This window comes from Trichocoleus sp. Lan (assembly GCF_039961855.1).
GTDB lineage: Bacteria > Cyanobacteriota > Cyanobacteriia > Cyanobacteriales > FACHB-T130 > FACHB-T130.
Genome location: NZ_JAMPKA010000002.1, coordinates 91588 through 117790, shown reverse-complemented (window position 1 = coordinate 117790; position 26203 = coordinate 91588). Strand labels below are relative to the sequence as shown.

Below are 26203 nucleotides of genomic sequence, written 5' to 3'. Positions count from 1 at the left end.
ATCCTCTACTATTTGTGCCAGACCGCTTCAATAGCTAACAGCTAATCGCTAACAGCTATAGCTAATTTACAGCCAATCATCATCATCATCCCAATCATCCTCAGGTTGAACAATTCTCGAAGTCCGGCGGGGAGCCGCGTCACTATCCCGACTATACCGCTGACCGCCTGTAGAGCCGCTATTGCGACGGTCATCGTCATAGCGATCGCGCGAACGGCTACTCTCCGAGCGATCTTGATAGCGGCTACCCTCCGAGCGATCTTGATAGCGGTTACTTTCATAACGATCTTGATAGCGGCTACTCTCATAGCGGTCTTGTGTCGAGTTGCCAAACAAGGAATCGCCTTCACCGGAAAACGTGCGACGGATCGATCCGAAAAAGTCGTCCTCGTCCTCCATTGATTCCATCCGCACCTCTCGGTTCAGCTCGTAGAGAGCATCCTGGAGATCGCTTTGTGCCCGATCCACAGACCGATCGTCATCGCGGGCAATGCTCTGGCGCAGTTCCTGCACCATGTTCTCAATGCGACGCCGCTGACCGGCAGCAAACTGCATTCCATAGGTCAGCGCCACTTCTTTCAGTTGCCGTTCCGCACTGAAAGCCAGTGCTTCGGCGCGGTTGCGCTTCTCCACCCGTTCGCGCCGTTCCCGATCTGTTGAGGCATATTGCTCGGCTTCCTGAATCATCCGGTTAACTTCCGATTCGCTTAAAGTGGAAGCCCCTTGAACGGTGATGCTCTGCTCTCGCCCTGTCGTCCGGTCTAACGCCGTCACCTGTAAAATGCCGTTGGCATCAATATCAAAAGATACCTGAACTTGGGGCACTCCTCGCGGTGCTGGGGGAATGCCGGTAAGCTTAAATCGCCCTAGCGACTTGTTATCAGCCGCCATTTCCCGTTCCCCTTGAAGGACGTGAATTTCCACCAAGGTTTGGTTATTTTCAGCGGTTGAGAAAATATCCGAACGCCGCACGGGTATCGTCGTGTTGCGAGGGATGAGTTTTTTCATCACGCCGCCAATTGTTTCCAGTCCAAGTGACAAAGGCGTGACATCCAGCAACAGCACGTCTTTGACTTCACCGGCGAGGATTCCAGCTTGAATTGCGGCACCCACTGCCACAACTTCATCTGGGTTAACGTTCTCGTTCGGCTCCTTGTCAATTAAGCTACGAACCAGCTGTTTCACCAAGGGGATGCGAGTAGAACCGCCCACTAACACCACTTCGTCAATCTTTGAAGGGTTCAGACCAGAATCCACTAAAGCGCGTTTGACGGGTGCCTTCAATCGGCTCACCAAATCCCCACACAATCCTTCAAATTGCGCCCTCGTCAACCTGGTTTCTAAGTGTACGGGACCTTCTTCCGTGGCAGTGAGAAAAGGTAAGTTAATATCTGTGACCGTGACGCCAGACAGCTCAATTTTGGCTTTTTCGGCGGCTTCCGTGAGGCGTTGTAAGGCTTGGCGATCGCGTCTGAGATCTACCCCTTCTTTTTCCAGAAACTGCTCTGCCAGCCAATCTACAATTTTTCGGTCAAAATCGTTCCCGCCCAATTGGGTGTCGCCACTGGTGGCTTTTACCTCAAACACTCCATCCCCCACTTCCAGGATGGAAACGTCAAATGTACCGCCGCCCAAGTCAAACACCAGAATCGTCTGAGTATCCTTGCGATCCAAACCATAAGCCAAAGATGCAGCCGTTGGCTCGTTAAGAATCCGCAATACATCCAACCCGGCGATTCGCCCAGCATCTCGCGTCGCTTGCCGTTGGGAATCATTGAAATAAGCCGGAACTGTAATCACCGCGCCCGTCACCGGTTGTCCCAGATAACGACTCGCCTCATCTGCCAACTTTTGCAGCACCATTGCCGAGATTTCTTCTGGAGCAAATTCCCGCTTCAGTCTGGGGCATTTGACTTTAATATTGCCCTCGTCATCCCGCCGAATCGTGTAGGGAACTTGCTTCGAGGTGGGGCTGAGTTCCGCATACTTGCGTCCGATGTACCGTTTTACCGCATAAAACGTATTCTGCGGGTTTAGAACGGCTTGCCGCCGTGCCATTTGTCCAACTAGGCGTTCCCCGTCTTTGCTGAAGCCTACCACGGAGGGAGTAGTCCTCATGCCTTCCGCATTGGCAATGACAACGGGCTTGCCGCCTTCCATGACAGCTACGACTGAGTTGGTTGTTCCGAGGTCAATGCCGACTACCTTGCCCATGCGATTCGTGTTCTCCTTACCTAACTTAATATACTGAGAACAATTTGCTGGATTTATTCTATCTTGCTGTCAGGAATGAGCAGTATCAGGCAAGAGAGAAACTCAATGATATATCGACTCTTTATTATTTTTGCTGCGAATCATCGCTTCTTGTCCCGCTTTACTGCCGTCGTGGCAGGATGTTTGCTGGCGATTGGCTGTTCGACAACGCTAGTACCCCAAATTACCCATAGGAACCTGCTGGTTCAGCCCTTAGCTGCCACAACAGCAGCGACTAAGAGCGATTCCTTGTCGGAGGCAATTAACTACGCTAACAGGGCTGCTACCCTGGCTCAAACAGCTAGATCGGCGGCGGACTGGGATGAAGTTGCCCAAACATGGCTAAGCGCGATCGCATCCCTGCAAGCCATACCACCCGACAGTCCCCAACGAGTCTATGCCCAGAAGAAAATTATTGAGTATATGGCTTTTTTGCAGGTAGCCCAACAAAGAGCCGCTGCAACCAGCTTTCAGTTAAAATACCCCACCTTTAACAACCAATTGCTTGATAATCAGCTAGTTCTTTATCTGTCCTACATCGCTGCCCTTGGCCCACCCGATATTTTAATTGTAGGCAGTTCCCGCTCTTTGCAGGGAGTCGATTCCAAACAGATGCAGCAAGCTTTAGCGGGTAAAGGTTTTGGGGGATTGAAAATCTTTAACTTCGGGGTGAATGGTGCGACTGTCCAAGTGATTGATTTGTTGTTGCGGAAAATTTTAACCGAAGAGCAGTTGCCGAAACTCATTGTGTGGGCGGATGGAGTGAGAGCCTTTAACAGTGGGCGTGTAGATCGGACTTATAACTTGATTTTGGCTTCTCCAGGCTACAAGCGCTTATTAACGGGCAATCGCCCCTTAAGTGGTATTACACCCTCTAACCGCCCGGATACACTCTTAACGGCGACCCCACCTCCAAACCTCAACTCAGTTGCTGATACCAACCTAGACGAAATTCCCCAGAACGAAAGCCAATTTAATATCACCCTTTTGAATTCTCAGCCGTCCAGCGAGACAATACTGGCTCAAAATACTCTAGGAGGATTGACTCCCGACTACTCGGCAGGGGCAATCGACGCCAATGGATTCCTTCCCGTAAATATCCGATTTAATCCTGCTATTTACTATCGACAAAAGCCGCGAGTTGCAGGCGCTTATGACAGTGATTACAGTGCCTTCCAACTCGGAGGTAAGCAGGAGGTTGCGTTGAATAATTTAATGGTATTTGCCAAGCAGCGTCGGATTCCAGTATTCTTCATCAACCTGCCTTTAAGTAGGGATTATTTAGACCGAACTCGTCTTAGAGCTGAGCAACAATTTAGACCTTATATGGTTCGCCAATCTAGTGCTAAAGGATTCATCTTTCTCGACTTATCCAGACAGTGGACAAACCAAAATGGCTATTTTGCCGATCCCAGCCATCTAAATCGCTATGGTGCGGCTGTCATCGGTCGCCAAATTGCTGCCGATACTAGAATTCCCTGGCCTCGCTAGATAAAATATTGTCCGCACCATTGAATGCTAGAGCTAAACAAAGCTCGCAATGCGGACAATTAGCATCTATTTTTTCCTTATTGTCATTGCGACGATTTGGTACGATTGCACCCTTTGGGTTTAAGTTTTCTCTCCCTAATCTCCTAAAACTCCTCGTTCTCATCTAAATCTAAATAAGGATCAGGATTGAAATCTTGTTGTATTGTCACTTCATGCTCATAAAAAGCTTGAGGATTTGGAGGATAACAGAGAATAAATCTAGTCTGTTTAATTTCAACAGCATCTTCAAGCCGAGTTTGAATGGAAATTACTTTTTTTAATAGCCGTTGATAAATGACCAAGCTAGGGCAGATGACAACTAATTCTGTCATTCCAGTGTCGTGATGAGTGATTCTCCACTCACAATGGCTAAACAACGCTTTTAGGGAACCATTTAGCTTTTCATACAGGCGTTGTCTTTGAGCGCGTACTGCTGCAAGCTCCTTTGCCAGTGCCCTATCTCGTTCGCTGAGTGGTTGAGGTGCATCGGGATTGTCTTGACTCATCGGTCTTTCCTGCGGGTTCAGCTCGGACGATAATTTCTCATTATTGCCCCGATGCGATCGCAGCTAATATTCATCGATCGGGAGAGGGTGACAACTTTACAGAGATTTGCAGTGGGGTAGCGCTATCTTCTGTAACGAAATGCAACGTATAATGAGAGCGACCAAACACGCAAGCAGCTATAAGGGTAGACCATCAGATGCGAGTTGCGATCGCTGGGGCGGGTTTAGCAGGGCTTTCCTGCGCCAAATATTTGACAGATGCCGGTCACACTCCCATCGTTCTAGAACGTCAGGACGTTCTAGGCGGTAAGGTGGCAGCATGGAAAGACGAAGACGGCGACTGGTACGAAACCGGACTGCACATCTTTTTTGGGGCTTATCCCAATATGTTGCAGCTATTTAAGGAACTCGGTATTGAAGATCGATTGCAGTGGAAAGAACACACAATGATCTTCAACCAGCCCGATGCCCCCGGTACTTATTCTCGCTTTGACTTTCCGGACATTCCGGCACCATTTAATGGCGTCACAGCGATTTTGGGCAACAACGATATGTTGACTTGGCCTGAAAAAATTCGCTTCGGGATTGGTTTAATTCCGGCGATGGTTCAGGGGCAAAAATACGTTGAGGAGATGGATAAATACTCGTGGTCGGAATGGATGAAAAAGCAAAACATCCCCCCACGGGTAGAAAAAGAAGTTTTCATTGCCATGTCCAAAGCACTGAACTTCATTAACCCAGATGAGATTTCTGCCACGATATTGCTGACCGCTCTCAATCGCTTCCTTCAGGAAAAAAATGGCTCAAAAATGGCATTTTTGGATGGTTCCCCGACCGAGCGGTTGTGTCAGCCAATGGTAGATTACATCACCGAGCGCGGTGGGGAAGTGCTGTTGAATATGCCGATCAAGGAATTTTTGCTCAATGCCGATGGCACGGTGCGGGGATTCTTGATTCGAGGGTTGAATGGTGCTGCGGATGAAATTATTACGGCGGATGCTTATGTATCTGCAATGCCGGTTGACCCCCTGAAGGTGATGTTGCCTCAACCTTGGCGTCAGATGGAGTATTTCCAAAAGCTAGACGGCTTAGAGGGTGTCCCGGTCATCAACGTGCATCTGTGGTTTGACCGAAAATTAACTCAAATTGACCATCTGCTGTTTTCGCGATCGCCCTTGCTTAGTGTCTACGCGGACATGAGCAACACCTGTCGCGAATATGCGAACCCCGACCGCTCAATGTTGGAATTGGTGCTGGCACCAGCAAAAGATTGGATTAGCAAATCGGATGGGGAAATTGTAGACGCCACCGTTGCAGAATTGGAAAAACTTTTTCCCGATCATTTTGGGGGTGAGAACCCAGCCAAGTTGCTGAAATATCACGTTGTCAAAACCCCTCGTTCAGTCTACAAGGCAACTCCAGGGCGTCAGCAATATCGTCCTTCCCAAGAAACACCGATTGCGAATTTCTATTTGACGGGTGATTACACCATGCAGCGTTACCTAGCGAGTATGGAAGGTGCCGTACTTTCTGGTAAGCTGACAGCGCAGGCAATTGTGAGCAGTCAGTCGTCAGTAGTCACCGATCAATCGTCAACGGTCACCGATCAGGCGTTAGTCGTTAGTGGGTAATGGTTAGGGGGAAAGAGTCTACTCCCGAATATCTGACTATCTATTACCTGCTACCAAAGAACAACAGACTCAGGACAATTGACAATTGACAACGGAAAACTGACAATCTCTGGTGCCTGTACTGAATGCTGCAACTGTCTAATTTCCCGCGCATGAGAACGCTGGCTTCAATAGAGGACGCTTACCAACTCTGTCGCCAGATTACGGCTAAGTACGCAAAGACGTTTTATCTGGGTACGCTGCTGATGCCAGCAGCCAAGCGCCGTGCCATCTGGGCAATTTATGCTTGGTGTCGTCGCACCGATGAACTGGTAGACGGTGCCTCAGCTGCGATTACGACTCCTGAAACTTTGGATCGATGGGAAAAACAGCTAGAATCTGTTTTTGCCGGCGAACCCCTAGACGACCCGGATGTGGCTTTGGTAGATACGCTGAAACGCTTCCCGATGGATATTGAACCATTTCGGGATATGATTGCGGGTCAGCGAATGGATCTCTACCGCAGCCGATACAAGACCTTTGAGGAACTTAATCTTTACTGCTATCGGGTTGCCGGTACGGTGGGGTTGATGTCTACTGCGGTGATGGGTGTCGATACGGAACCGTATACAGCACCCTGGAAACGCAATCAAGAGATTTATATTCCGACCTCGGAAGCGATCGCACTTGGCATTGCTAACCAACTCACTAACATCCTGCGAGATGTCGGAGAAGACGCCCGTCGGGGTCGCATTTACCTGCCCCTCGAAGAATTAGCGTTATTTAACTACACCGAACAGGATCTGATGAATGGGGTAGTCGATGAGCGATGGCGCGAATTGATGCGTTTCCAAATTCAACGGGCACGCAAATTCTACGTTGAAGCCGAACAGGGAATTGGTGCCCTTAGCCCCGATGCTCGTTGGCCCGTTGCGGCGGCTTTAATGCTCTATAGCCAAATTCTCGATCGGATTGAACGCAATCAATACGATGTATTTAGCACCAGAGCTTACGTCCCGACTTCCCGGAAGCTGCTGAGTTTGCCAGCGGCTTGGTTGAGGGCGCAGGTGCTATAACTCTGTGGCGCTGGCGGCTTGTGGCGCTGGCGACAACCAGAGGAAAATCAACTCACGTCTGTAAACTTTATGTTTTTTGGGATTAGCCATTCCCGATTTCAAGTCCGTTTATTGAGCAATCGATAAGCGGACTTGCTCCTATTCAATCCATAGATAGCCCCAAATCAACCAGGAATGCGGCTCAGGTTGCCTCTAATGGACAACGGATGCGGCTAGATGAGGATGCGATCGCTCTCGTTCTTCAAGCCTTATTAGCACTACCAGCAATCTCTGGCGGCAATTCAAAGCAGCCATCATCCCCCGGAGAGAAATCCAGCACTTGCACCACAGCATTGATATTTAAAGGCCCATAGATATGAGGAAATCGTTCTCCTTCGTCTAATCCCTCGTATCGGATTTCTGCCTCAACTGCCTCTGAATCAAGGCACAGGAGGACTAAGCCACTTTGGGAATGAAAAAAGCTATTCGCTACATTAATAACTTGCTCTGGCGTTGAGCAGTGGATAAAACCCTCCGATTCCAGCGTATCGCCACAATATTTGTTAGTTGATTTTGCTTCTTCCCACTGTTCGCGCTTCGTGATGTGCAAAATAATACTCATAAAATTTCTCAAAAATTGTTGATTTTCTAATCCAATTGGTAAGAGATAGGCTCTTCTTTACTTGCACAAATAGAGGCAAAATCCGGTCGGCTTAAGACTAAAAACCTTCCCTGTGTAGATCGCCTTGAAGCCTGTAACCACGCATCTTAAGGCATTTGATGGGTTTGTCTAACCCGAAGCCAATCTATAATTATGCTAAACCAAACCGGATTGAGTCGAAGCAAATCTTACCCGTTAGACGAATTCTCCTTTGGCAACTAAAATTACTTTACCACCCACCGATACTTCAATGAAATCAGACTTTTTGTGAGCCTTTAACAACAACAAAGAAGGTCTGCCAATTTCATACCCTTGCTCAACTCTGACATCAATTGTCTCTGCTCCAAAATAGGAATGCTGAACCAAATAACCAGCTAAACAACCATTCGCACTTCCTGTAGCAGGGTCTTCGGGAATGCCTGCATACTCGGCAAACACGCGCACGCTCAAGTTATTCTCTGGATGATAAGTTTCAGGGCAGAAAACCAATATACATTTGCCTTGAGTATGACTAACTAAATCAAAATATTTGTCCTTATTTACCTTGATTCGCTTTAAGGATTGGTGCGTTTTCAAGGGAACGATAATAAAGGGAACCCCGGTAGAAACTTCTTGAATTGGGAATCGAGGATCTATCTCGCTGGGTTCTAAATTCAAAACTTGGGCAAGTGTCTCTCCCTCGAAGGTTTGGGTAAAAATCGGTGGTTTTTGCTGCATCCACACCCATTCTACTCCTTGCTCTGCGTAATGCAGCGATACGGGAATTTGCCCAATTTTCAGATTTAAAATTAAGTTTTCAACCGGCTGATTAATAATTTCTTGCTGCAAAATATAGGCGGTTCCTAAGGTAGGATGACCCGCAAACGGTAATTCTTGCTCAGGCGTAAAAATCCGCACATCATAACCTCCATTCCGAACCTCTGGAGAGGTTATAAAAGTGGTTTCCGAGTAGTTTGTCTCTTTAGCAACTCTTTGCATTTGAACATCAGAAAGCTCACCGGCATCCGTAAAAACTGCTAGTTGATTACCCGTGTATTTTTCTACGGCAAATACATCAACAATGTAAAAGTGAAGTCGCTTCATACTTGTCAAAATCGCTGCTATATGGTTTATTAGCAAAAGGCTGGGATCGCGTCTAAATGCACAACTCAGCCAGAGGGCAGATATACCAAATAAGGAGGTTGGTATACTAGAGAACGTTTGCAAATCCAGAGTGCATTGTAACTAAAGATTTTTTTGCCAATGCCATTTTTCGGACTTGTTTGGGTAACTTCTTGGGTCAGCTGTTTTCTCTCTAACCAGGCGTTGTCGAGTATACCTGATTACCTCTCGATAACACTTCCAGCCAAGGTTTTTTCATCTGTCAATAATCCCCTGGATAGCGATAAACCTCTGTTTGTTCAGGCTGTAGGAACGGGGAAACCCTACTCGTATTTAAGCGGTTTACATTCTCAAAAATTCAGTGCGTTCTTGCCTTCCTGGGATTTCCAACTAGGAGGAAATCAGAGCCAATCTTCATCAAACAAAGCCAAAACGCCCGAACAATCTAGGCGGAAGCTAGAGACGGTGGATAATGTGCTTTGCCGCCCCGGCTCGGCACCCACAAAGGAAGCGCCAGTAGCACCAACTATCCTATCTCAGTCGGCTTCATGGGTTGAAGTTCCTGTCAGTCGAGCGTCAAAGCCGAGTTTTCCAGACAGAATCATGCAGGTGATGCAGAATTTATTGAAATTGCCTGCTTGGGCTGAATCTCGCGATACAAAGCCTTCGCAGGTTGCAGTCGTTCAGATTCGCGACCAAGGCGCATTGGGCGATCGCTTAATCAATGAAAAAATTGGAAAACGGCAAGGTTTTTGGATGTCATTGGCTGGGCGCAAAACCAAGAGCGTCACCACATCCGGCGGAGAACCGGAGCAGTTTCAAGTCTGGGTGAAGGGTCATTTGGTGGCTCAAATCCCCGAAAAACCCCAAGCTGAGCGATTTGCCAAGCACGTCGCGCAACTCCTACAAAACTCCAATCTAGACGCTTCGCAACTGAAACCAACGCTGGTGGATGGGAAGCCAGGGGGTAAGCTAGGCAACGACCAGTTGTTTGTAATTGACGACGCGATCGGTGCCGACTTCAATCGCGATCGCCAACTCTTAGCAATCGAATGGGTAAATAATCTCCGTGTCGCCTTGGGGGAAAAGCCCTTAACCTTGGTGGAAGCTCAAGCCCAAATGCACGGATTAATCCAGACAGATACCAAACTGGAGGGTTTAGCCTCTTGGTATGGGGGCTATTTTCACGGACGCCAAACGGCAAACGGCGAAATCTATAACCAGGATGCACTGACAGCAGCTCATCCCTCTCTGCCTTTTAATACCTTTTTGAAAGTGACAAACTTGAAAAATGGGGATGCTGTCATCGTGCGGGTTACTGACCGTGGCCCTTACATTGCGCCGAGAACGCTGGATTTGTCGCGGGGAGCCGCTCGCTGCGTTAAGAGCGAAGAAGTGGGCGTGATTCCCTATGAAGCCGTGGTGATGAAACCGCTCTAACTTCCATCAAAGGCTGTTCTTGAAATAGAGACGCGATTCATTGCGTCTCTACACTCCATTAACGGTTTAGCCTCTATTCAAGACAGCGGATAGCCTCTAGCAATCCCTTAGCTTTGTTGAGGGTTTCTTGGTACTCGGTTTCGGGCTGAGAATCTGCAACCAGACCTGCCCCCGCTTGGACTGACACCTGATGTTTCCCACTGGCTTGAGAGCGAACAACCATCGTGCGAATCGCGATCGCTGTATTTAATTGCCCCTCAAAGTCATACCAGCCATAAGCCCCCGAATAAGGGCCGCGACGGCAGGGTTCGAGTTCGTGAATAATCTCCATCGCCCGAATCTTCGGGGCACCGCTGACGGTTCCGGCGGGGAAGCAGGCTTTGAGTAAATCCCAGGCGGTTTTATCGGGCGCGAGTTCTCCTAGCACGTTGCTGACGATGTGCATCACATGAGAGTAACGCTCGATTAGCATCAATTCATCGACTCTCACCGTGCCGCTGGTGCAGACGCGCCCCAAATCATTGCGACCTAAGTCAACTAGCATGACGTGTTCGGCAATTTCCTTTGGGTCTTGAAGTAAGTCCTCGGCAAAGGCGTCATCTTCTTTAGGCGTCTTCCCTCGCGGGCGCGTCCCTGCAATCGGGCGCACGGTCGCGCTCATCCCCTCCTCTGTTAGCGCCGCATCGCCTCCGTAAGAACTCAGCACCGCCTTCACCATCACTTCCGGGCTAGAACCAATAATCTGCCAATCGCCGAAGTTGAAATAAGCCATATAAGGCGAGGGATTAATGAGGCGCAAAGAGCGATATAAGGCAAAGGGTTCTCCGCTATATTCGGCACAGAGTTGTTGAGACAGGACGACTTGGAATATATCTCCGGCGCGAATATAATCTTTTGCCTTTTCGACATTGGCGCAGAATTGTTCGCGTCCGGTGTTGCTGGTGTAGGTGAGTTGCTTCTCCCGATTTTCAGGGGGCGTCCATTGCAACAAAGTATCTTTTCCCGACAGAGGTAGCTGGAGTTTACTGACCAGCTGAGTAACGCGATCGCACGCTTGTTGATATGCCTGAGCCAAATCCACATCTGGGTCGCGCAAATCTGCATACGCGATCGCCCAAATCTTCCGCTTCACCTGATCGAAAATAATCAGGTTATCTACCTGCATCCACAATCCATCCGGTAAATCGTCCTCTGAGGCGGGATAAATCGGCACGCGCGGCTCTATCCAGTTAATCAGTTCATAACCCCAGAAGCCAAATAATCCGCCGATTCCGGGCGGCAATTGGGGCAACGTAACCGGATGAAACGGCTTTAGACAATAAGCTAATGCCTGAAATGGATCGCCTTCAAACGCGATCGCTCTCCCGTCACGGTGGGTTTGCGTCGTTTTATTTCCTCTCGCCTCCAACACCCACAAAGGATCGCAGCCGACAAAACTGTAGCGACCTACTTTTTCCCCACCTTCCACGGATTCCAGTAAAAAGCTATAAGGCTGTCCAGCACAGACTTTGTACCAAGCAGACACGGGTGTATCTAGGTCTGCCACCCATTCTTGATACACCGGCACAAAATTACCCTGTTTAGCCAGATCGGAAAATTGGGAAAAATCAGGAAAAATCATAATTTTCTTGCGTTCTGGATCGAGGCGATTCGCCCTAGCGCCGCCATTATTCATCCAGGTTAAAACAGAAATGGGCGCAAATGGGAAAAGGGAAGAACCAGACGCTTTAGTTCATCCTTCATCTTTCTCCTTTAGACTCTCGTATTTTTGTTTTATCTAATTTCCCCAACTTATCGGGGAGTCTTGGAGGATAAGTCGTGGGGAGCAAATATAGCAGTTCTCAGTTGGGTGAAATATCTTGCGGTTCTAATGTTTGATAGGGGCTTTTGGATTGTCATGCTCCTACAGATGTATCGCACCCAAATGAGAATTGCGATATCTGAATTCAAACTGTTAACCCAACAGAATTGCCCTTGCTTCGCCCATTTATCGCATTATCTTTAACGAAAAAGTAGGGTGGATGCCCACCCTACTAATGCTAAATAATTAAAAAGGTGCTAAACGTCGTAAGTCGCACGACCGCTAAACTTAATCGTTGGCGGTTCCGGGTTGCTACCAATGTTCCGTTCTACCTTATTCACATAAGGACGACCTTGATTGACTTTCTCTGGGAAGACGCCATCCTTCGGATGCAGATACTCCATTTCACCGTTCGGGAAGACACGGTAAATCTTGTAGTTGTTGATTTTGAACTTCGCTCGGAGTACCTGACCGCCTAACATGATGCAGTATTCTTTACGTGCTAGGTATAGCACGTTATCACCTTGGTTCATGATGGCAGAGCCACCAGTGGGCAATTCAAATACTTGCTGTTTCGGGCTTGTCCAAGTGATGGCGTACTTTTCTTCTAGTTCAGCTTTGGTGAGCAAACCGCCGGTACCGCCGCCAAATATGGGGGTTTGTCCAGTAAGAGTTTCTGGCATAGATTTTTCTCCCAACGTTTTAGGGCATCCTATCACCGAGGCAAGGCCTGTCTTGCGAGTCTGTCAAGAACTGTAACAGTTTGTCATTAGCCATTTAGTCATGAGTCATTTAGTCATTAGTCATGGGTCATTAGTCAAGCACTGCTGACTACTAATTGCTGACTAATTTCATCAAAGACTACTGACTGCTGACTGTCTTGCCGCGATAGGGACGGTAAAGTGAAACTGACTACCTTGGTCTTTACCGGCGGATTCAGCCCAAATTTCACCGCCCCAACCCGTGACAACTTGGCGACAAATCGCAAGTCCCAGACCAGTACCGCCAGTAGTTCGCCGCAGAGCGCCTTCTTCCTGATAGAACCGATCGAAGACAGCCTCCAGCCGGTTGGGTTCAATGCCACGACCTGTATCGGCAACCGTAACTTCAAGCATTGAGCTGTCGTTACACTCAGCGAGTATCGTAATTTTTCCTTGAGGCGTTGTAAATTTGCAAGCGTTGTCCAGCAGTTTGGCAAGCACCTCGACCAGCCACTCCCCATCCGCTCGTACTAAAGGCAGCGAATCAGACACTTTAGTAATAATCTTTGGTAGCTGACCATCGGAATTGCGGGCGCGGATACTGCTGAGGGCAAGATCGATGCACTCTGGCAGCGCTAGGGGTTCTGGATGCCATTGCACCCGACCACTTTCTAGGCGAGAAAGGGTGAGGAAATCTTGAACCAGTTTACGCATCCGCTCGGCGTCGGTGAGAGCGGTACTGAGCATCACTTGCCGCATCTCCGGGGGCATATCAGGTTCGCTCGCTAGACTTTCCAGGCAGACTTGGATAGTAGAGAGGGGGGTGCGGAGTTCGTGACCCGTAATTGCGACTAAGTTGCTGCGAGTGCGATCGAGAGCTTCTAGCTGTTGGTTGAGGTCTTCCAGGTTCGCGTAGGCTTCGGCTTGAATCAACGCCCCGGCGATTTGAATAGAAATGGCTTCTACAAGTTCTAGTTCGTCGTCCTGCCACTCGTAGGGGGTAGCACCGCAATGATGCAGCTCTACTATCCCCAGTAGTCGATCCTGATATAGCACTGGCATCATCAGCCAAGACTGAATAGCAAAGCGGCTCGCCAGAGTTTGAAGTGGGCGATTGGAAGGAAGTTCCGACACTCCTACCGATATTCCTGCCGACACTTCTACAATGCGAGGGTCGATATGAGTATCGGCAACATAAACTCGCTCTCGGTTCTGCACAACTTCCTGAAATAGAGGATTTTCCTGTAAAGGCCAATTCTGACCGAGTGCAGAGGCAAGTCGAGAATTCCCGTTATCGGTCACTTTCAAAAATTCATGGTTAATCGTGGCAGAAGTATCGATTTCCCCGGCACGATAAATCAGACACCGGCAAGCAAACAATGCCTGTCCTAATTCCTGTACGGCAATGGATAGAATTTCATCCGGGTGTAACGGCTGTCCCGTATGGCTACCCCGCCGGATGGCAGCCGTAATCGAGTTGACTAGGCGTTCTTTGCGTTCTTGGGCGGAAATTGAGCGATAAGCTTTGAGCAGCTTGTACTGCCCCGCTTGCAAGTAAGTGACTAGGCACTGAACAAAGGGGTCGGGATTGTCGGTTAGAGACTCTGGAGTTTGGGCGGAGGGTTCCTTTGCCGCCTGTGGCTGTACGGAGTTTTGAACTAAAAGATTCTGCCGATTCGCTGCTTCCCGATCGGTTTTTCCAAAGGAAGTTTCTAAAAACTCTCCCCTCGAAGGAATGCCGTAAATATTTCGTGCTTGAGCGAGCTTTTGAGCCAATTCCGGACGGTACTGCGAAATCCGATTGAGTAATAATTCAGCAACGATGCAACTGACTTGCCGATCGAACGTCCAGATTCCCTCAAACCGGCGGGCGGGGTCTATCCCTTCAAACGATGACATCCGCAATCGGGAGGTGGTTCGAGGAAGGTCAGAAGTGCGGCGGCTAGGGGAAAACGCGGGTGCGATTCCTTTTCTAGCTGCGGTCTTTCCTCTTACACCCTGACGCGATCGCCCATCCTCTGTTAGGCTTCGTTCTCGACAAACCAAGCAAGTAGCATAATTCTGCCCGATCACCACTAAGTGCCACTCTTGACTTAAACCATCGGTCGGCTCAAAAGCAACAGTTTCATAAGCTTCCGAACTGTTGCTAAAGTCGGTTTCTGGGGCTGCCAGCACATATAACTGCTCTGTCCGTTCTGCAATCCGTCGATAACGGTGAGCTTCCTGACGATAGAAGCGCTCTCGCTGGAAACTGGCAATCACCAGATGCTGGTCTAAAGATGCCAGAACCTGGTCTTCCATCGCATGAGATAAGGCGATTAAGGAAGACTTGAAATACATTTGAGGTCGCAGCTGGGGCAGGACTTGCAGCAAATCTGCCAGCACAGAAGTCGGGATGATCATTTAGTAATTTGCCGAGTTTCGTACCCGTTCTATGCCTATCGTACAAAAGAGCGTTCCCTACTAACGGTTTGAATATTTCCTTGTAATCCGGTTTTAACGATTGTAAATTCTCACAAAATTGCTTAACTCCACGTTCAAGAGGAGGAAAATCACGTTTTTGTGAGTTCTAGTATTGGATGGCTGTGAGTTGAGGGAAACTCAATGGTTGCATTAATAAGGGTTTTGGGGAAGCGATCGCGACTCCAAAACCCCTCGCCACAAGAATTTCTTATGTAAATCATTAATCCTCCTTAAGGGGGATGTCATGACTAAATGGCATCCGATCGATGCAAAAACTTCATTTGTATTAACATTTTGTAATTTCTTATACGAATTTCATAGTTGAGTTTGCATAACTTATCATCAACGAGCAATTGACAAACACAAGATTATCCGTTTGCGGGCATTCGAGCGCCACGTAATGAGGACACACCCATGACAAGCACAGCCACGCCCACAGCAAGTCTTAATAAATTTGAAAAATTCAAAGCAGAGAAAGATGGTCTGGCGGTAAAGGCAGAAATTGAACATTTCGCCCAGGTTGGCTGGGAGGCGATGGACGAAACAGACCGCGACCACCGACTCAAGTGGGTAGGGATTTTCTTCAGACCCGTTACGCCCGGAAAATTTATGATGCGGATGCGGATGCCCAGCGGTCTCCTCACCAGCGATCAAATGCGAATGCTCGCCGAGATTGTGCAGCGTTACGGCGAAGATGGCAGCGGCGACATCACCACCCGGCAAAATATCCAACTGCGGGGAGTCCGAATCGAGGATGTGCCAGAAATTTTCCGACGGTTAGAGCGAGTCGGGATGACCAGCATTCAGTCGGGGATGGATAACGTCCGCAACATCACGGGTTCGCCAGTTGCGGGGATTGATGCGGATGAATTGTTTGATACGCGAAGTCTGGTGCAGCAAGTCCAGGACATGATTACGAATCATGGGGAAGGCAACAAAGCTTTCAGCAATCTGCCTCGGAAATTCAATATTGCGATCGCCGGTTGTCGCGACAACTCGGTTCACGCTGAAATCAACGACCTTGCCTTCGTCCCCGCTTACAAAAATGGCGTCTTCGGGTTTAATGTCCTCGTCGGTGGTTTGTTCTCTGCCAAACGGTGCGATGCTGCCATTCCCCTCAACGCTTGGGTGCATCCCGACGATGTTGTAGAGGTATGCCGAGCTGTTTTAGAAGTTTTTCGCGATCGCGGTCCCCGATCGAATCGGCACAAAGCACGGCTGATGTGGCTGATCGATGAATTGGGGTTAGGACAATTCCGAGCCTTGGTAGAAGAATATCTGGAGAAGCCCCTCCAACCAGCCGCCGAAAAGGACGAAATTGACTGGGAAAAGCGCGACCACATCGGCGTGTACCCCCAAAAGCAACCCGGCTTAAACTACGTCGGCTTACACGTTCCCGTGGGGCGTCTCTATGCCCAGGATATGTTTGACCTGGCTCGGATGGCTGAAGTTTACGGCAACGGCGAAATGCGGTTCACCGTTGAGCAAAATGTCATCATCCCGAATATTCCCGACTCGCGCTTAGACGCCTGCTTAGCCGAACCCCTGCTAGAACGATTCTCGATCAATCCCGATCCTTTAGCGCGATCGCTAGTCTCCTGCACCGGATCGCAGTTCTGCAACTTTGCCTTAATTGAAACTAAAAACCGTGCCCTGGCAACGATTGAAGAACTGGGAGCAGAATTATCTCTAACTAAACCCGTGCGGATTCACTGGACTGGTTGCCCCAACTCCTGCGGTCAGCCTCAAGTAGCCGACATCGGTTTGATGGGGACAAAAGTTCGCAAAAACGGCAAAACCTTAGAAGGTGTCGATCTTTACATGGGAGGCACAGTTGGTAAAGAAGCCCATTTGGGTACCTGCGTCCAGAAAAGCATTCCCTGCGAAGACCTCAAACCTGTATTGCGGAATTTATTGATCAAACAGTTTGGGGCGACTCCTCGCTTCTAGGAGTTGCAAAGAAGCTTTTAGCGACTCCCTACCACTAATTCCCGACTACGTACCACCGAGTTACCACTTCCAAGAGAAATATGAGCAGAGTTTCTAGACGGCAATTTATCATTACAGCAGGCGCAGCCACAGCCGGAAGCTTGCTAGCTCATGGCTGTAGTTCCGGCCCGACCGATAGCGCCAAGTCCGCTTCAAAATCCTCCCCCGTTGCCACCAGCACGGCAGCCAACGCGCCGAAAGTAGAAACAACCACCGCCAAGCTAGGATTTATTGCTCTAACGGATTCCGCGCCCCTAGTTGTAGCCCAGGAAAAAGGGTTGTTTGCCAAATACGGCATGACAGAGGTTGAGGTTGTCAAGCAAGCTTCCTGGCCCGTCACCCGCGATAACTTGGAGCTAGGCACAGCCGGTAACGCCGGTGGCATTGATGGGGCGCATATTTTATCCCCCATGCCTTACTTTATGAGCTTGGGACAAACCAAGAACAAGCAGCCAGTGCCGATGTACATCCTGGCGCGGTTGAATACCAATGGTCAAGCAATTTCTGTTGCCAATACTTACAAAGAATCCAAAGTCGGCTTAGACAGCAAAGGACTTAAAGAAGCCTTTACCAAAGCTGGGGGCAAAAATGACTTCAAGGCAGCCATTACCTATCCTGGTGGCACCCACGACCTCTGGATGCGCTACTGGTTAGCCGCAGGCGGCATCGATCCAAACAAGGATATTTCTACAGTCCCCGTACCACCGCCTCAGATGGTGGCGAATATGAAAACGGGCAACATGGAAGCCTTCTGTGTAGGCGAACCGTGGAACGCCCAGCTGGTGAACCAAGGGCAGGGTTACACCGCCTTGGTAACGGGAGAACTGTGGAAAGACCATCCCGAAAAAGCTTTTGCGATGCGGGCTGATTGGGTAGATAAAAATCCCAATTCTGCCAAAGCGCTGCTAATGGCAATCCAAGAAGCCCAGCAGTGGTGCGACAAGGCAGAAAACAAAGAAGAGATGTGCCAAATTGTCTCCCAAGCAAAATGGTTTAAAGTCCCAGCCAAAGATATTATCGAACGCTCCAAAGGCAACATTGACTACGGCGATGGTCGCCCGGTCGTGCAAAATAGTCCGCTACTGATGAAGTTCTGGTCAGATAACGCTTCTTATCCCTACAAGAGTCACGACACCTGGTTCCTAACTGAAAACATCCGTTGGGGGAATATTCCTGCTGACACCAACATTAAAGAACTTGTTGACAAAGTGAACCGGGAAGACCTCTGGAAAGAGGCAGCCAAAGCACTAGGAGTTCCTGCTTCAGAAATTCCGACTAGCAGTTCTCGCGGTGTTGAAACATTCTTTGATGGTGTCAAATTTGACCCCGAAAAGCCAGAGGAATACTTGAAGAGTCTCAAGATTAAGAAGGCATAAATCACGAATAGCGAATAGTTCAAGAGGAATCGGCTATTCGCTGTTCGCTAGCCAATGACGAATCAATATGATTAACAATTAGGAGCGAGAATGACCGCTAGAACTGAGAATCGCCTTTCAAGTAATAATCCCCAGAAATTAATCGGAACCTTCTTTCAGAAGAAACTTAAACATATTGTGCCACCGCTGCTAGCACTTGCAGCTTTTATGATCCTTTGGCAAATCCTCTGCCCTCCGGGTTCTAAAGGGTTGCCAGGGCCAATCCAAGTACTAAGAGAAACTTGGAATCCCTATATTATCAATCCATTTTTTGATAATGGCGGTACGGATAAAGGCTTGGCGTTGCAAATTTTCGCCAGTTTACAACGGGTAGCGATTGGCTTCTCTCTGTCTACCTTAGTTGGGATTGGGTTGGGGATTTTGATTGGTACCAATCAGTTTACTTACCGCGCTTTAGACCCCCTCTTTCAGGTTCTGCGTACCATTCCCCCTCTGGCATGGCTACCGATTTCTCTGGCAGCATTTCAACAAAGTAATCCCTCAGCTATTTTCGTAATTTTTATCACGTCGATATGGCCCATTATTATTAACACCACGGTGGGAGTACAGCAAATTCCTCAAGATTACCGAAACGTTGCCAGAGTGTTGCGGCTTTCTAAGCAGAAGTATTTCTTTAAGATTCTCTTTCCCGCAGCGGTTCCTTATATCTTTACTGGACTGAGAATTGGTATTGGTTTGTCTTGGCTGGCAATTGTTGCGGCTGAAATGCTAGTCGGCGGCGTGGGAATTGGTTTCTTCATCTGGGACGCTTACAACAACTCTTTACTGAGCCAAATTATTCTCGCACTTGTGTATGTCGGTGTTGTTGGTTTGCTGCTAGATAGGCTGGTCGGTTTCGTTGCCTCTAAAGTCGTACCAGAAGAACAGAAGTAGAAGTAATGACTGAGGACTTGAGGACTGAGTAGGAAGTATAAGTCAACTTTTTGACCTTAACTTGCTCAACTCATCTTCAATTTTTATTCCTCAGTCCTCAGCCCTAAATCTTCAACCCTCCTACCTCAGTCCTCAGTCCTCAGTCCTCCTACCTCAGTCCTCTCTTATGTCTGTCTTTGTAGAAATTGACCATGTTGACCGGGTGTACTCGCTTGCGAATGGCGGTACTTATGTGGCACTCAAGAATATTGACCTGAAAATCAAACAAGGTGAATTTGTTTCTTTAATTGGACACTCTGGATGCGGCAAATCTACCCTACTCAATATGGTTGCTGGTCTAGATAGACCTACGAGTGGGGGTGTGATTTTAGAAGGGCGACAGGTGACTTCGCCTGGACCCGACCGAATGGTAGTGTTCCAAAATTATTCGTTGCTTCCCTGGCTCACCGTGCGGGAAAACATCGCTCTAGGGGTAGATGAAGTATTGCAGGACAAGCCAAGGGGTGAACGTAAGGGAATTGTAGAGCATCACATTGATTTGGTGGGGTTGCGGCAGGCTGCGGATAAACGACCCGGTCAGCTATCGGGAGGAATGAGACAGCGGGTAGCGATCGCGCGTGCCCTCGCCCTTCGTCCTAAGTTGTTGCTACTCGATGAACCGTTTGGGGCACTGGATGCCCTGACACGAGGCGGTTTGCAAGAAAAGTTGATGCAAATCTGCCAGGAAAGCAAAGTTACCGCGATCATGGTGACGCACGATGTGGACGAAGCGCTGCTACTGTCTGACCGAATTGTGATGCTGACCAACGGCCCAGATGCTCATATCGGACAAATTCTGGACGTTCCCATCCCCCGCCCGCGCAAGCGGATGGAGGTCGTTAATCATCCCAGCTACTACGGCTTGCGAAATGAGATAATTTACTTCCTCAACCAGCAGAAAAAAGCCAAGCAGCGCAAGGCAACGCAACCTGCGGTGGTTGCCCGGAATGGATTGGAGAAAGTCAATCTGGAAATTGGCTTTATTCCCCTAACTGACTGCGCCCCGTTGGTGGTGGCAAAGGAGAAGGGTTTCTTCGCCAAGCACGGGTTAGAAGATGTGACGCTGAATCGCGAACCGAGTTGGAAAGCGATCGCGCAAGGGGTGGCAACGGGACGCCTGGATGCCGCTCAGATGGTTGCCGGGATGCCAATGTCAATGACCTTGGGTGGTGGTGGGAAGCCTCCAGTACCCGTGTGTACGGCGATGACGTTATCGCGCAATGGCAATGCGATTACCTTAAGTAAGGATTTATACGATCGCGGCGTTCGCACCTTGGCAGATTTCAAGGAAGCGATCGCCCAAACTCCCGACAAAATCCATACGCTAGGAGTGGTGCATCCTGCCTCTATGCACAACATGATGCTGCGCTACTGGCTGGCAAGTGGTGGCATCGATCCCGATCGAGATGTCAGCTTGACGGTGATTCCACCCGCCCAGATGGTCGCCAATCTGAAATCTGGCAGTATTGATGGCTACTGTGTCGGCGAACCTTGGAACTCTCGCGCCGTTCAGGAAAAACTTGGTTTTGTGATTGCCACCGATCTGGAGTTGTGGGCGGGACATCCGGAGAAGGTACTCGGATGCAAGGAAGAATGGGCAAATCAGTACCCGCAAACTCATATCGCCTTAATCAAAGCGCTTTTGGAAGCTTGCGAATACTGCGATGACCGACGCAATCGGGAAGAAATTGTCACCTTACTGTGTCAGCCAGAATACATCGGCTCCGCCCCAGAATACACCCGTCCCGGCTTTATCGATCCCTACGTTCGCGGGACGGGTGCTGCACCCGAACAGCTATTGCGTTATAACCAGTTCTTTGTCGATAAAGCCAACTTCCCAGAACCGGAGGAAGGACTGTGGGTGATGACTCAGCTAGCACGGTGGGGAATTGTTCCATTCCCCAAAAACTGGCTAGAAATTCAAGAACGAGTGCGGCGCATTGATGTATTTAGGGAAGCGGCGCGGCAACTCGGCTTAATGGATATCGGACGCGATCGCGCACCTATGCAAATGTTTGATGGGACTATCTTCAATCCCGACGATCCCATTAAGTACCTCAATAGCTTGGAAATTAAGCGTCCCATTCGCATCGAAGAAATTAACATCGACCCCTTAGTGGTGAGTCGGTAGTTATCACTCATTAGCCATTCGCGATTAAAAACCTTCAACCTCCCCATGCACACCTTGAACAACACTGGCGTCGTTACCCAACTCACCCAAGAAACCGTCAACCGCGACCCGTTTTTGGTAATTGAAGACGTTTCTAAGGTTTATCCCACTGCCACTGGGCCGTATACCGTTCTGGATGGGGTGAACCTCACCGTCTATGAAGGCGAATTTATCTGCCTGATCGGGCACTCTGGTTGCGGCAAATCCACTCTGTTAAACATGGTGTCAGGTTTCAACAAGCCCACTGACGGTGAAGTGCGGCTGGAAACCCTGAAAATCCGCGAACCCGGTCCAGACCGGATGATGGTATTCCAGAACTATTGTCTGCTTCCCTGGCTGACTGCCTTCGAGAACGTTTACCTGGCAGTGGATTCTGTCTATCCCGGTAAACCCCGGTCGGAAAAAGTTACCATCGTCCGGGAGCATCTGGCAATGGTAGGGCTGACCGAAGCGGCTGACAAAAAACCGTCTCAGCTGTCTGGGGGGATGAAACAGCGAGTCGCGATCGCGCGTGCCCTCTCGATTCGTCCTAAAGTATTAATTCTGGATGAGCCATTCGGAGCCTTGGATGCCATCACCAAGGAAGAATTACAAGAAGAACTGCTGACCATCTGGCGCGAACATCAAGTTACGGTCTTGATGATTACCCACGATATCGACGAAGCACTCTTCCTAGCAGATCGGCTGGTGATGATGACCAACGGGCCATCGGCAAGCATTGGCGAAGTTTTGAAGATTCCTTTCCCCCGTCCCCGCAATCGCGCCCGGATTATGGAAGACCCGGAATATTACAACCTGCGGAACTACGCCCTCGACTTCCTGTTCAACCGATTTGCTCATGATGATGATTAGTCATTGGTGATTGGAAATTAGCCATTAGTTAATAGAGAATCTCCAATCACCAATGGAAGTATGGCTAATAGCAATAAGCAATTAGCAATTAGCAACGGACGACTGACGAATGACAACTGACAGTACAAAAACCCTTTGCCCTTACTGCGGCGTCGGCTGTGGCTTGGAGGTGACACCTCCAGCGCAAGCCGGGAAGCCAACGAATCGGGATGCCCAAGGGAATCCTATCTGGAAAGTGCAGGGCGATCGCGCGCACCCTTCCAGTCGCGGGATGGTGTGTGTCAAAGGTGCTACCGTTGCCGAGTCTCTTTCCAAAGACCGCCTTCTCCATCCGATGATCCGCGACTCCCTGGATGAACCTTTCCGCCGTGCCACCTGGGAGGAAGCCTTGGATCTCGTCGCGAGCAAGATTCAAAACGTTCTGGCAACTCAAGGAGCGGATGCCGTGTGTATGTACGGCTCCGGGCAACTGCAAACTGAAGATTACTACGTTGCTCAGAAACTGCTCAAAGGGTGCCTGGGCACGAATAATTTTGATTCCAACTCGCGCTTGTGTATGTCCTCCGCCGTTGCGGGTTATATGCAAAGCTTTGGTTCAGATGGCCCCCCTTGCTGCTACGAAGATTTAGACTTAACCGACTGTGCTTTTATCATCGGCAGCAACACCGCCGACTGTCACCCGATCGTTTTTAACCGCCTGCGGAAACACCACAAAAAAAATTCCCACGTCAAAATGATTGTGGTCGATCCGCGCCGGACGAACACCGCTGAGGCAGCAGATTTGCACTTAGCGATTCGCTCAGGCACCGATATGGATCTACTCAATGGCATCGCTCACCTGCTGATGCGTTGGGGCGAGATTGATACTTATTTCATTGAAGACTGCACGACGAATTTTCCGGCTTTTGCAGAAGTCATCCAGCACTATCCACCGGAAGTCGTCGCCGAACGATGCGGTATTTCCATCTCTGACCTGGAAACAGCAGCTCGATACTGGGCACAGTCGAAGCGCGTGCTGTCTCTGTGGTCGATGGGCGTGAATCAGTCTTCTGAAGGTACTGCCAAGGTGCGAACGATCGTGAATCTGCACCTGATGACCGCTCAGATTGGCAAACCCGGTGCGGGGCCGTTTTCGCTGACGGGTCAACCGAATGCGATGGGCGGTAGGGAAACCGGGGGACTTTGCCACATTCTGCCCGGATATCGAGTGGTCAAAAATCCCCAACATCGAGCGGAACTTGAAGCGTTTTGGCAACTCCCCGCCGGACAAATTTCGCCCTATCCGGGTCGCACGGCGTGGGACATTATTACGGGTTTGGAAACCGGAGATGTGGGTGTTCTCTGGATTGCTGCTACGAACCCGGCTGTCAGTTTACCTGACTTGGAACGTGCGAAAGCTGCATTACAGCGATCGCCTTTTACGGTCTATCAAGACGCCTACTACCCCACTGAAACCGCCGATTTTGCTCACGTTTTGCTCCCGGCAGCGCAGTGGAGCGAGAAAACTGGCACGATGACTAACTCCGAGCGAGTGGTCACGCTGTGTCAGGCATTTCGCACTCCCCCAGGAGAAGCCAAACCCGATTGGCAAATCTTTACAGAAGTCGCACGGCGCTTAGGTTTTGCTGAAAAATTTCCTTACGAGACGCCAGCCTCCATCTATGCCGAATATGTGAAGCTGACACGCGATCGCGTTTGCGATATGAGCGGTCTCAGTCACGAACGACTGGCGCAAGAAGGTCCGCTTCAGTGGCCCTGTCCCGATCGTAGTTTTGATACCCCAAGTTTGAGTTCTCCGTTAAACTCTTCAACTCAAAACTCAAAATGTGCTACGCACCGCTACGCTAACAAAACTCAAAACTCAAAACGGCTTTACACTGATTTTCGCTTTCCGACGCCGGATGGTCGGGCGCGTTTTGGTGCCTATCATTCGCGGGGACTAGCAGAACCGCCCGATCCTAATTATCCTTTCGTTCTGACGACGGGCAGACTTTACGGACACTGGCACACCCAAACCCGTACCGGACGAATTGATAAAATTCGGCAGATGCACCCGCAGCCATTCATTGAAATTCATCCCCGCGACGCGGCTTCTCTGAAGATTCAGGAAAATGATTGGGTGGAAGTGCGAACCCGTCGAGGCACGGCGCGATTCCCTGCCAGAGTCACCAAGGCGATCGCTCCCGGTGTTACCTTTGTCCCCATGCACTGGGGCGCTCTTTGGGCAGATGGTGCCGAAGCGAACGCCCTCACCCATGCCGAATCTTGTCCCGAATCACTGCAACCGGAACTGAAAGCTTGTGCGGTGCAACTGGTACCCTTGACTGCTGAAAAAGTTGACTCTGAGTATCTACTCCACCCCACTCAGTCCAAGGCTTTTTCCTCCGCCTTGTCTGTTTAAAATTGCCCCTAAGCTGAGGTAATTTATTCTCAATTCTGGCGTTTGAAATTCAATTTTTTTAGGCTTAAAAAGGGGGACGGCATTACCGTATCCCTTTTTTTATCAATCACGTCGGTCTGCTCTCCAGTGAGAAGATTGGGGCGAGGCGCGGTTGGATTTCTTCTTTTGTCAATAATTAGATCGCCTGGTGATACCAATTCTCTATGAAGTGACGCGGAAAAAAGCACAGATAGCGTCATCCCATATACCAATAGAAGCGATCGCAGACTCGCCTTATTTTCTCACTACTGGAGTATCTTCCAACGCAGCTCGCTCCCAATCTCCCAAATTTGCCCCTGCCTCATAAGTGCTTTGTAGGAATTGCAGCACGGCTGTATCTGGATCGTCTGCTTGTCGCACCGCCTCATAGGGCAGGACAAATTCTTGCAGCTCCGGGCTATAGAATGCAGACTGTGGTTGAATTGGATAATCCTTGAATCCTCTTGGTGTTGGGTAGGCGTAGGCATAAAATAAGGCTTCTGTTGAACCACCCCCAAACCAAAAACCACAACTGCTGACTTCATGGGAATAAGCCTCTCGCGTTACCCAATCTGCCATGTTAGGTACACCCCCTGGATGTTCGGGTGCCCTTCTTCCAGAGAAGCGAGTCACAGCTAGGTCGAAACTGCCCCAGAAGAAATGGACAGGACTGCACTTTCCGATATAGTGGGAGCGAAATACGGTCATGATGCGATTGGCTTGTACCAGAATTTGCCAGAAGCGTTGAGCAGATTCTGGATCGTAAGCATGATGTTGATGGTCTTGCTCAAAGGGAATCGCATCGGCAATTTCTTGGGGCATTGTCCAGATTTGCACTTCGATACCGAGATCCTTCAGGGTGTTCATCACTTCCTGATAAAAATCAGCTACCGAGCGAGGAGAAAGTGCAATACTTCTGGTTGTACCTTCGCTTGTCTCGATTTTGAGTTGGTGAGCGAGAAAATCAAAGGTGATTTGAAAGCTGCTTGTTCCGTTAGGAATTGGACCAGTGGTGAGTCCAGGGGTGGTGACATACAGCGTCGAGTGCCACCAATGGTTAATTTTTGGAGCTAATGCTAACCGGATTTTACCAATAATTTGTGTCCACAAATGCAGCGTTTGATAGGTATCTTGCCAAGCTGAGAGTGACAAAGGGAGCCAAACAGCGTTCGATGAGCGGTGAGCGGAAGTCGTCATGAGATGAATCTCCAGGCTCAGGATTGGCGGTAGATACTATAAACAGTATCAGGCTTTGAAAAAGATTTGATTACCCAACTGTTTAGAGAGGAGATGATGCAAGGATC

Annotated in this window: 18 protein-coding genes; 10 read left to right on the top strand and 8 right to left on the bottom strand. The window is 49.3% G+C overall.

Annotated elements, in window-relative coordinates; genetic code table 11:
- Window positions 1-66 precede the first annotated feature (66 nt).
- Window positions 67-2214 (bottom strand): molecular chaperone DnaK, encoded by a 2148-nt coding sequence (gene dnaK, locus NDA03_RS02065; protein WP_348237149.1) that lies wholly within the window; start codon window positions 2212-2214, stop codon window positions 67-69.
- A 105-nt stretch (window positions 2215-2319) separates the two neighbouring features.
- Here dnaK and NDA03_RS02060 point away from each other — a divergent pair, with 105 nt between their 5' ends.
- On the top strand, window positions 2320-3744 hold the full coding sequence (locus NDA03_RS02060; RefSeq protein ID WP_348237148.1) for a hypothetical protein: 1425 nt from the start codon (window positions 2320-2322) through the stop codon (window positions 3742-3744).
- 143 nt (window positions 3745-3887) lie between these two features.
- On the opposite strand, the gene NDA03_RS02055 is transcribed toward NDA03_RS02060, so the two are convergent.
- Window positions 3888-4289, bottom strand: coding sequence for a hypothetical protein (locus NDA03_RS02055; RefSeq protein ID WP_190678942.1), 402 nt, complete (start codon window positions 4287-4289; stop codon window positions 3888-3890).
- Window positions 4290-4486: 197 nt separating this feature from the next.
- Here NDA03_RS02055 and pds point away from each other — a divergent pair, with 197 nt between their 5' ends.
- The gene (pds, locus tag NDA03_RS02050) at window positions 4487-5920 is read left to right on the top strand and encodes a 15-cis-phytoene desaturase (protein WP_348237147.1); all 1434 of its coding nucleotides are present in this window, start codon (window positions 4487-4489) and stop codon (window positions 5918-5920) included.
- 125 nt (window positions 5921-6045) lie between these two features.
- On the top strand, window positions 6046-6975 hold the full coding sequence (gene crtB / locus NDA03_RS02045; RefSeq protein WP_190410266.1) for a 15-cis-phytoene synthase CrtB: 930 nt from the start codon (window positions 6046-6048) through the stop codon (window positions 6973-6975).
- Between the two features lie 241 nt (window positions 6976-7216).
- Here crtB and NDA03_RS02040 read toward each other — a convergent pair whose 3' ends face one another.
- Complete coding sequence (locus NDA03_RS02040; protein ID WP_348232540.1) at window positions 7217-7576, bottom strand: DUF952 domain-containing protein; 360 nt, start codon at window positions 7574-7576, stop codon at window positions 7217-7219.
- Window positions 7577-7810: 234 nt separating this feature from the next.
- Window positions 7811-8698, bottom strand: coding sequence for a PhzF family phenazine biosynthesis protein (locus NDA03_RS02035; RefSeq protein ID WP_348237146.1), 888 nt, complete (start codon window positions 8696-8698; stop codon window positions 7811-7813).
- A gap of 159 nt (window positions 8699-8857) precedes the next feature.
- Here NDA03_RS02035 and NDA03_RS02030 point away from each other — a divergent pair, with 159 nt between their 5' ends.
- Window positions 8858-10156, top strand: coding sequence for a septal ring lytic transglycosylase RlpA family protein (locus NDA03_RS02030; protein WP_348237145.1), 1299 nt, complete (start codon window positions 8858-8860; stop codon window positions 10154-10156).
- 73 nt (window positions 10157-10229) lie between these two features.
- Here NDA03_RS02030 and NDA03_RS02025 read toward each other — a convergent pair whose 3' ends face one another.
- The 3 genes from NDA03_RS02025 to NDA03_RS02015 form a co-directional block, all read right to left on the bottom strand.
- On the bottom strand, window positions 10230-11777 hold the full coding sequence (locus tag NDA03_RS02025; RefSeq protein ID WP_348237258.1) for an anthranilate synthase component I family protein: 1548 nt from the start codon (window positions 11775-11777) through the stop codon (window positions 10230-10232).
- Window positions 11778-12214: 437 nt separating this feature from the next.
- Entirely contained in the window at window positions 12215-12640 is a 426-nt protein-coding gene (locus tag NDA03_RS02020; RefSeq protein ID WP_190425504.1) for a photosystem I reaction center subunit II PsaD, read from the bottom strand.
- A 171-nt stretch (window positions 12641-12811) separates the two neighbouring features.
- A complete protein-coding gene (locus tag NDA03_RS02015; RefSeq protein WP_348237143.1) occupies window positions 12812-15061 on the bottom strand; it encodes a DICT sensory domain-containing protein in 2250 nt (749 codons plus the stop codon).
- A gap of 474 nt (window positions 15062-15535) precedes the next feature.
- Here NDA03_RS02015 and NDA03_RS02010 point away from each other — a divergent pair, with 474 nt between their 5' ends.
- The 6 genes from NDA03_RS02010 (at window position 15536) to NDA03_RS01985 (ending at window position 24881) form a co-directional block, all read left to right on the top strand.
- The gene (locus tag NDA03_RS02010) at window positions 15536-17071 is read left to right on the top strand and encodes a ferredoxin--nitrite reductase (protein WP_348237142.1); all 1536 of its coding nucleotides are present in this window, start codon (window positions 15536-15538) and stop codon (window positions 17069-17071) included.
- 80 nt (window positions 17072-17151) lie between these two features.
- Window positions 17152-18486, top strand: coding sequence for a CmpA/NrtA family ABC transporter substrate-binding protein (locus NDA03_RS02005; protein WP_190440138.1), 1335 nt, complete (start codon window positions 17152-17154; stop codon window positions 18484-18486).
- Window positions 18487-18576: 90 nt separating this feature from the next.
- Window positions 18577-19419 carry a nitrate ABC transporter permease gene (ntrB, locus tag NDA03_RS02000; RefSeq protein ID WP_190440140.1) on the top strand — a complete coding sequence of 281 codons (843 nt, stop codon included), beginning with the start codon at window positions 18577-18579 and terminating at the stop codon, window positions 19417-19419.
- Window positions 19420-19585: 166 nt separating this feature from the next.
- Complete coding sequence (locus NDA03_RS01995; RefSeq protein ID WP_348237141.1) at window positions 19586-21589, top strand: nitrate ABC transporter ATP-binding protein; 2004 nt, start codon at window positions 19586-19588, stop codon at window positions 21587-21589.
- Window positions 21590-21634: 45 nt separating this feature from the next.
- A complete protein-coding gene (locus NDA03_RS01990) occupies window positions 21635-22480 on the top strand; it encodes a nitrate ABC transporter ATP-binding protein (RefSeq protein WP_348237140.1) in 846 nt (281 codons plus the stop codon).
- A 109-nt stretch (window positions 22481-22589) separates the two neighbouring features.
- Window positions 22590-24881 (top strand): nitrate reductase, encoded by a 2292-nt coding sequence (locus NDA03_RS01985; protein ID WP_348237139.1) that lies wholly within the window; start codon window positions 22590-22592, stop codon window positions 24879-24881.
- A gap of 273 nt (window positions 24882-25154) precedes the next feature.
- Here the strand turns inward: NDA03_RS01985 and NDA03_RS01980 are convergent, their stop codons facing one another.
- Window positions 25155-26096 (bottom strand): DUF5996 family protein, encoded by a 942-nt coding sequence (locus tag NDA03_RS01980; protein WP_348237138.1) that lies wholly within the window; start codon window positions 26094-26096, stop codon window positions 25155-25157.
- Window positions 26097-26203: the final 107 nt, after the last annotated feature.

Bases quoted from the DNA above. Each gene is read 5' to 3' on its own strand.
- NDA03_RS01995 (WP_348237141.1), top strand. From the start codon at position 19,586: ATGTCTGTCTTTGTAGAAATTGACCATGTTGACCGGGTGTACTCGCTT.
- pds (WP_348237147.1), top strand. From the start codon at position 4,487: ATGCGAGTTGCGATCGCTGGGGCGGGTTTAGCAGGGCTTTCCTGCGCC.
- NDA03_RS01980 (WP_348237138.1), bottom strand. From the start codon at position 26,096: ATGACGACTTCCGCTCACCGCTCATCGAACGCTGTTTGGCTCCCTTTG.
- NDA03_RS02020 (WP_190425504.1), bottom strand. From the start codon at position 12,640: ATGCCAGAAACTCTTACTGGACAAACCCCCATATTTGGCGGCGGTACC.
- crtB (WP_190410266.1), top strand. From the start codon at position 6,046: ATGCTGCAACTGTCTAATTTCCCGCGCATGAGAACGCTGGCTTCAATA.
- dnaK (WP_348237149.1), bottom strand. From the start codon at position 2,214: ATGGGCAAGGTAGTCGGCATTGACCTCGGAACAACCAACTCAGTCGTA.
- NDA03_RS01990 (WP_348237140.1), top strand. From the start codon at position 21,635: ATGCACACCTTGAACAACACTGGCGTCGTTACCCAACTCACCCAAGAA.
- NDA03_RS02035 (WP_348237146.1), bottom strand. From the start codon at position 8,698: ATGAAGCGACTTCACTTTTACATTGTTGATGTATTTGCCGTAGAAAAA.
- NDA03_RS02030 (WP_348237145.1), top strand. From the start codon at position 8,858: ATGCCATTTTTCGGACTTGTTTGGGTAACTTCTTGGGTCAGCTGTTTT.
- NDA03_RS02060 (WP_348237148.1), top strand. From the start codon at position 2,320: ATGATATATCGACTCTTTATTATTTTTGCTGCGAATCATCGCTTCTTG.
- NDA03_RS02055 (WP_190678942.1), bottom strand. From the start codon at position 4,289: ATGAGTCAAGACAATCCCGATGCACCTCAACCACTCAGCGAACGAGAT.
- NDA03_RS01985 (WP_348237139.1), top strand. From the start codon at position 22,590: ATGACAACTGACAGTACAAAAACCCTTTGCCCTTACTGCGGCGTCGGC.
- ntrB (WP_190440140.1), top strand. From the start codon at position 18,577: ATGACCGCTAGAACTGAGAATCGCCTTTCAAGTAATAATCCCCAGAAA.
- NDA03_RS02015 (WP_348237143.1), bottom strand. From the start codon at position 15,061: ATGATCATCCCGACTTCTGTGCTGGCAGATTTGCTGCAAGTCCTGCCC.
- NDA03_RS02005 (WP_190440138.1), top strand. From the start codon at position 17,152: ATGAGCAGAGTTTCTAGACGGCAATTTATCATTACAGCAGGCGCAGCC.
- NDA03_RS02040 (WP_348232540.1), bottom strand. From the start codon at position 7,576: ATGAGTATTATTTTGCACATCACGAAGCGCGAACAGTGGGAAGAAGCA.
- NDA03_RS02010 (WP_348237142.1), top strand. From the start codon at position 15,536: ATGACAAGCACAGCCACGCCCACAGCAAGTCTTAATAAATTTGAAAAA.
- NDA03_RS02025 (WP_348237258.1), bottom strand. From the start codon at position 11,777: ATGATTTTTCCTGATTTTTCCCAATTTTCCGATCTGGCTAAACAGGGT.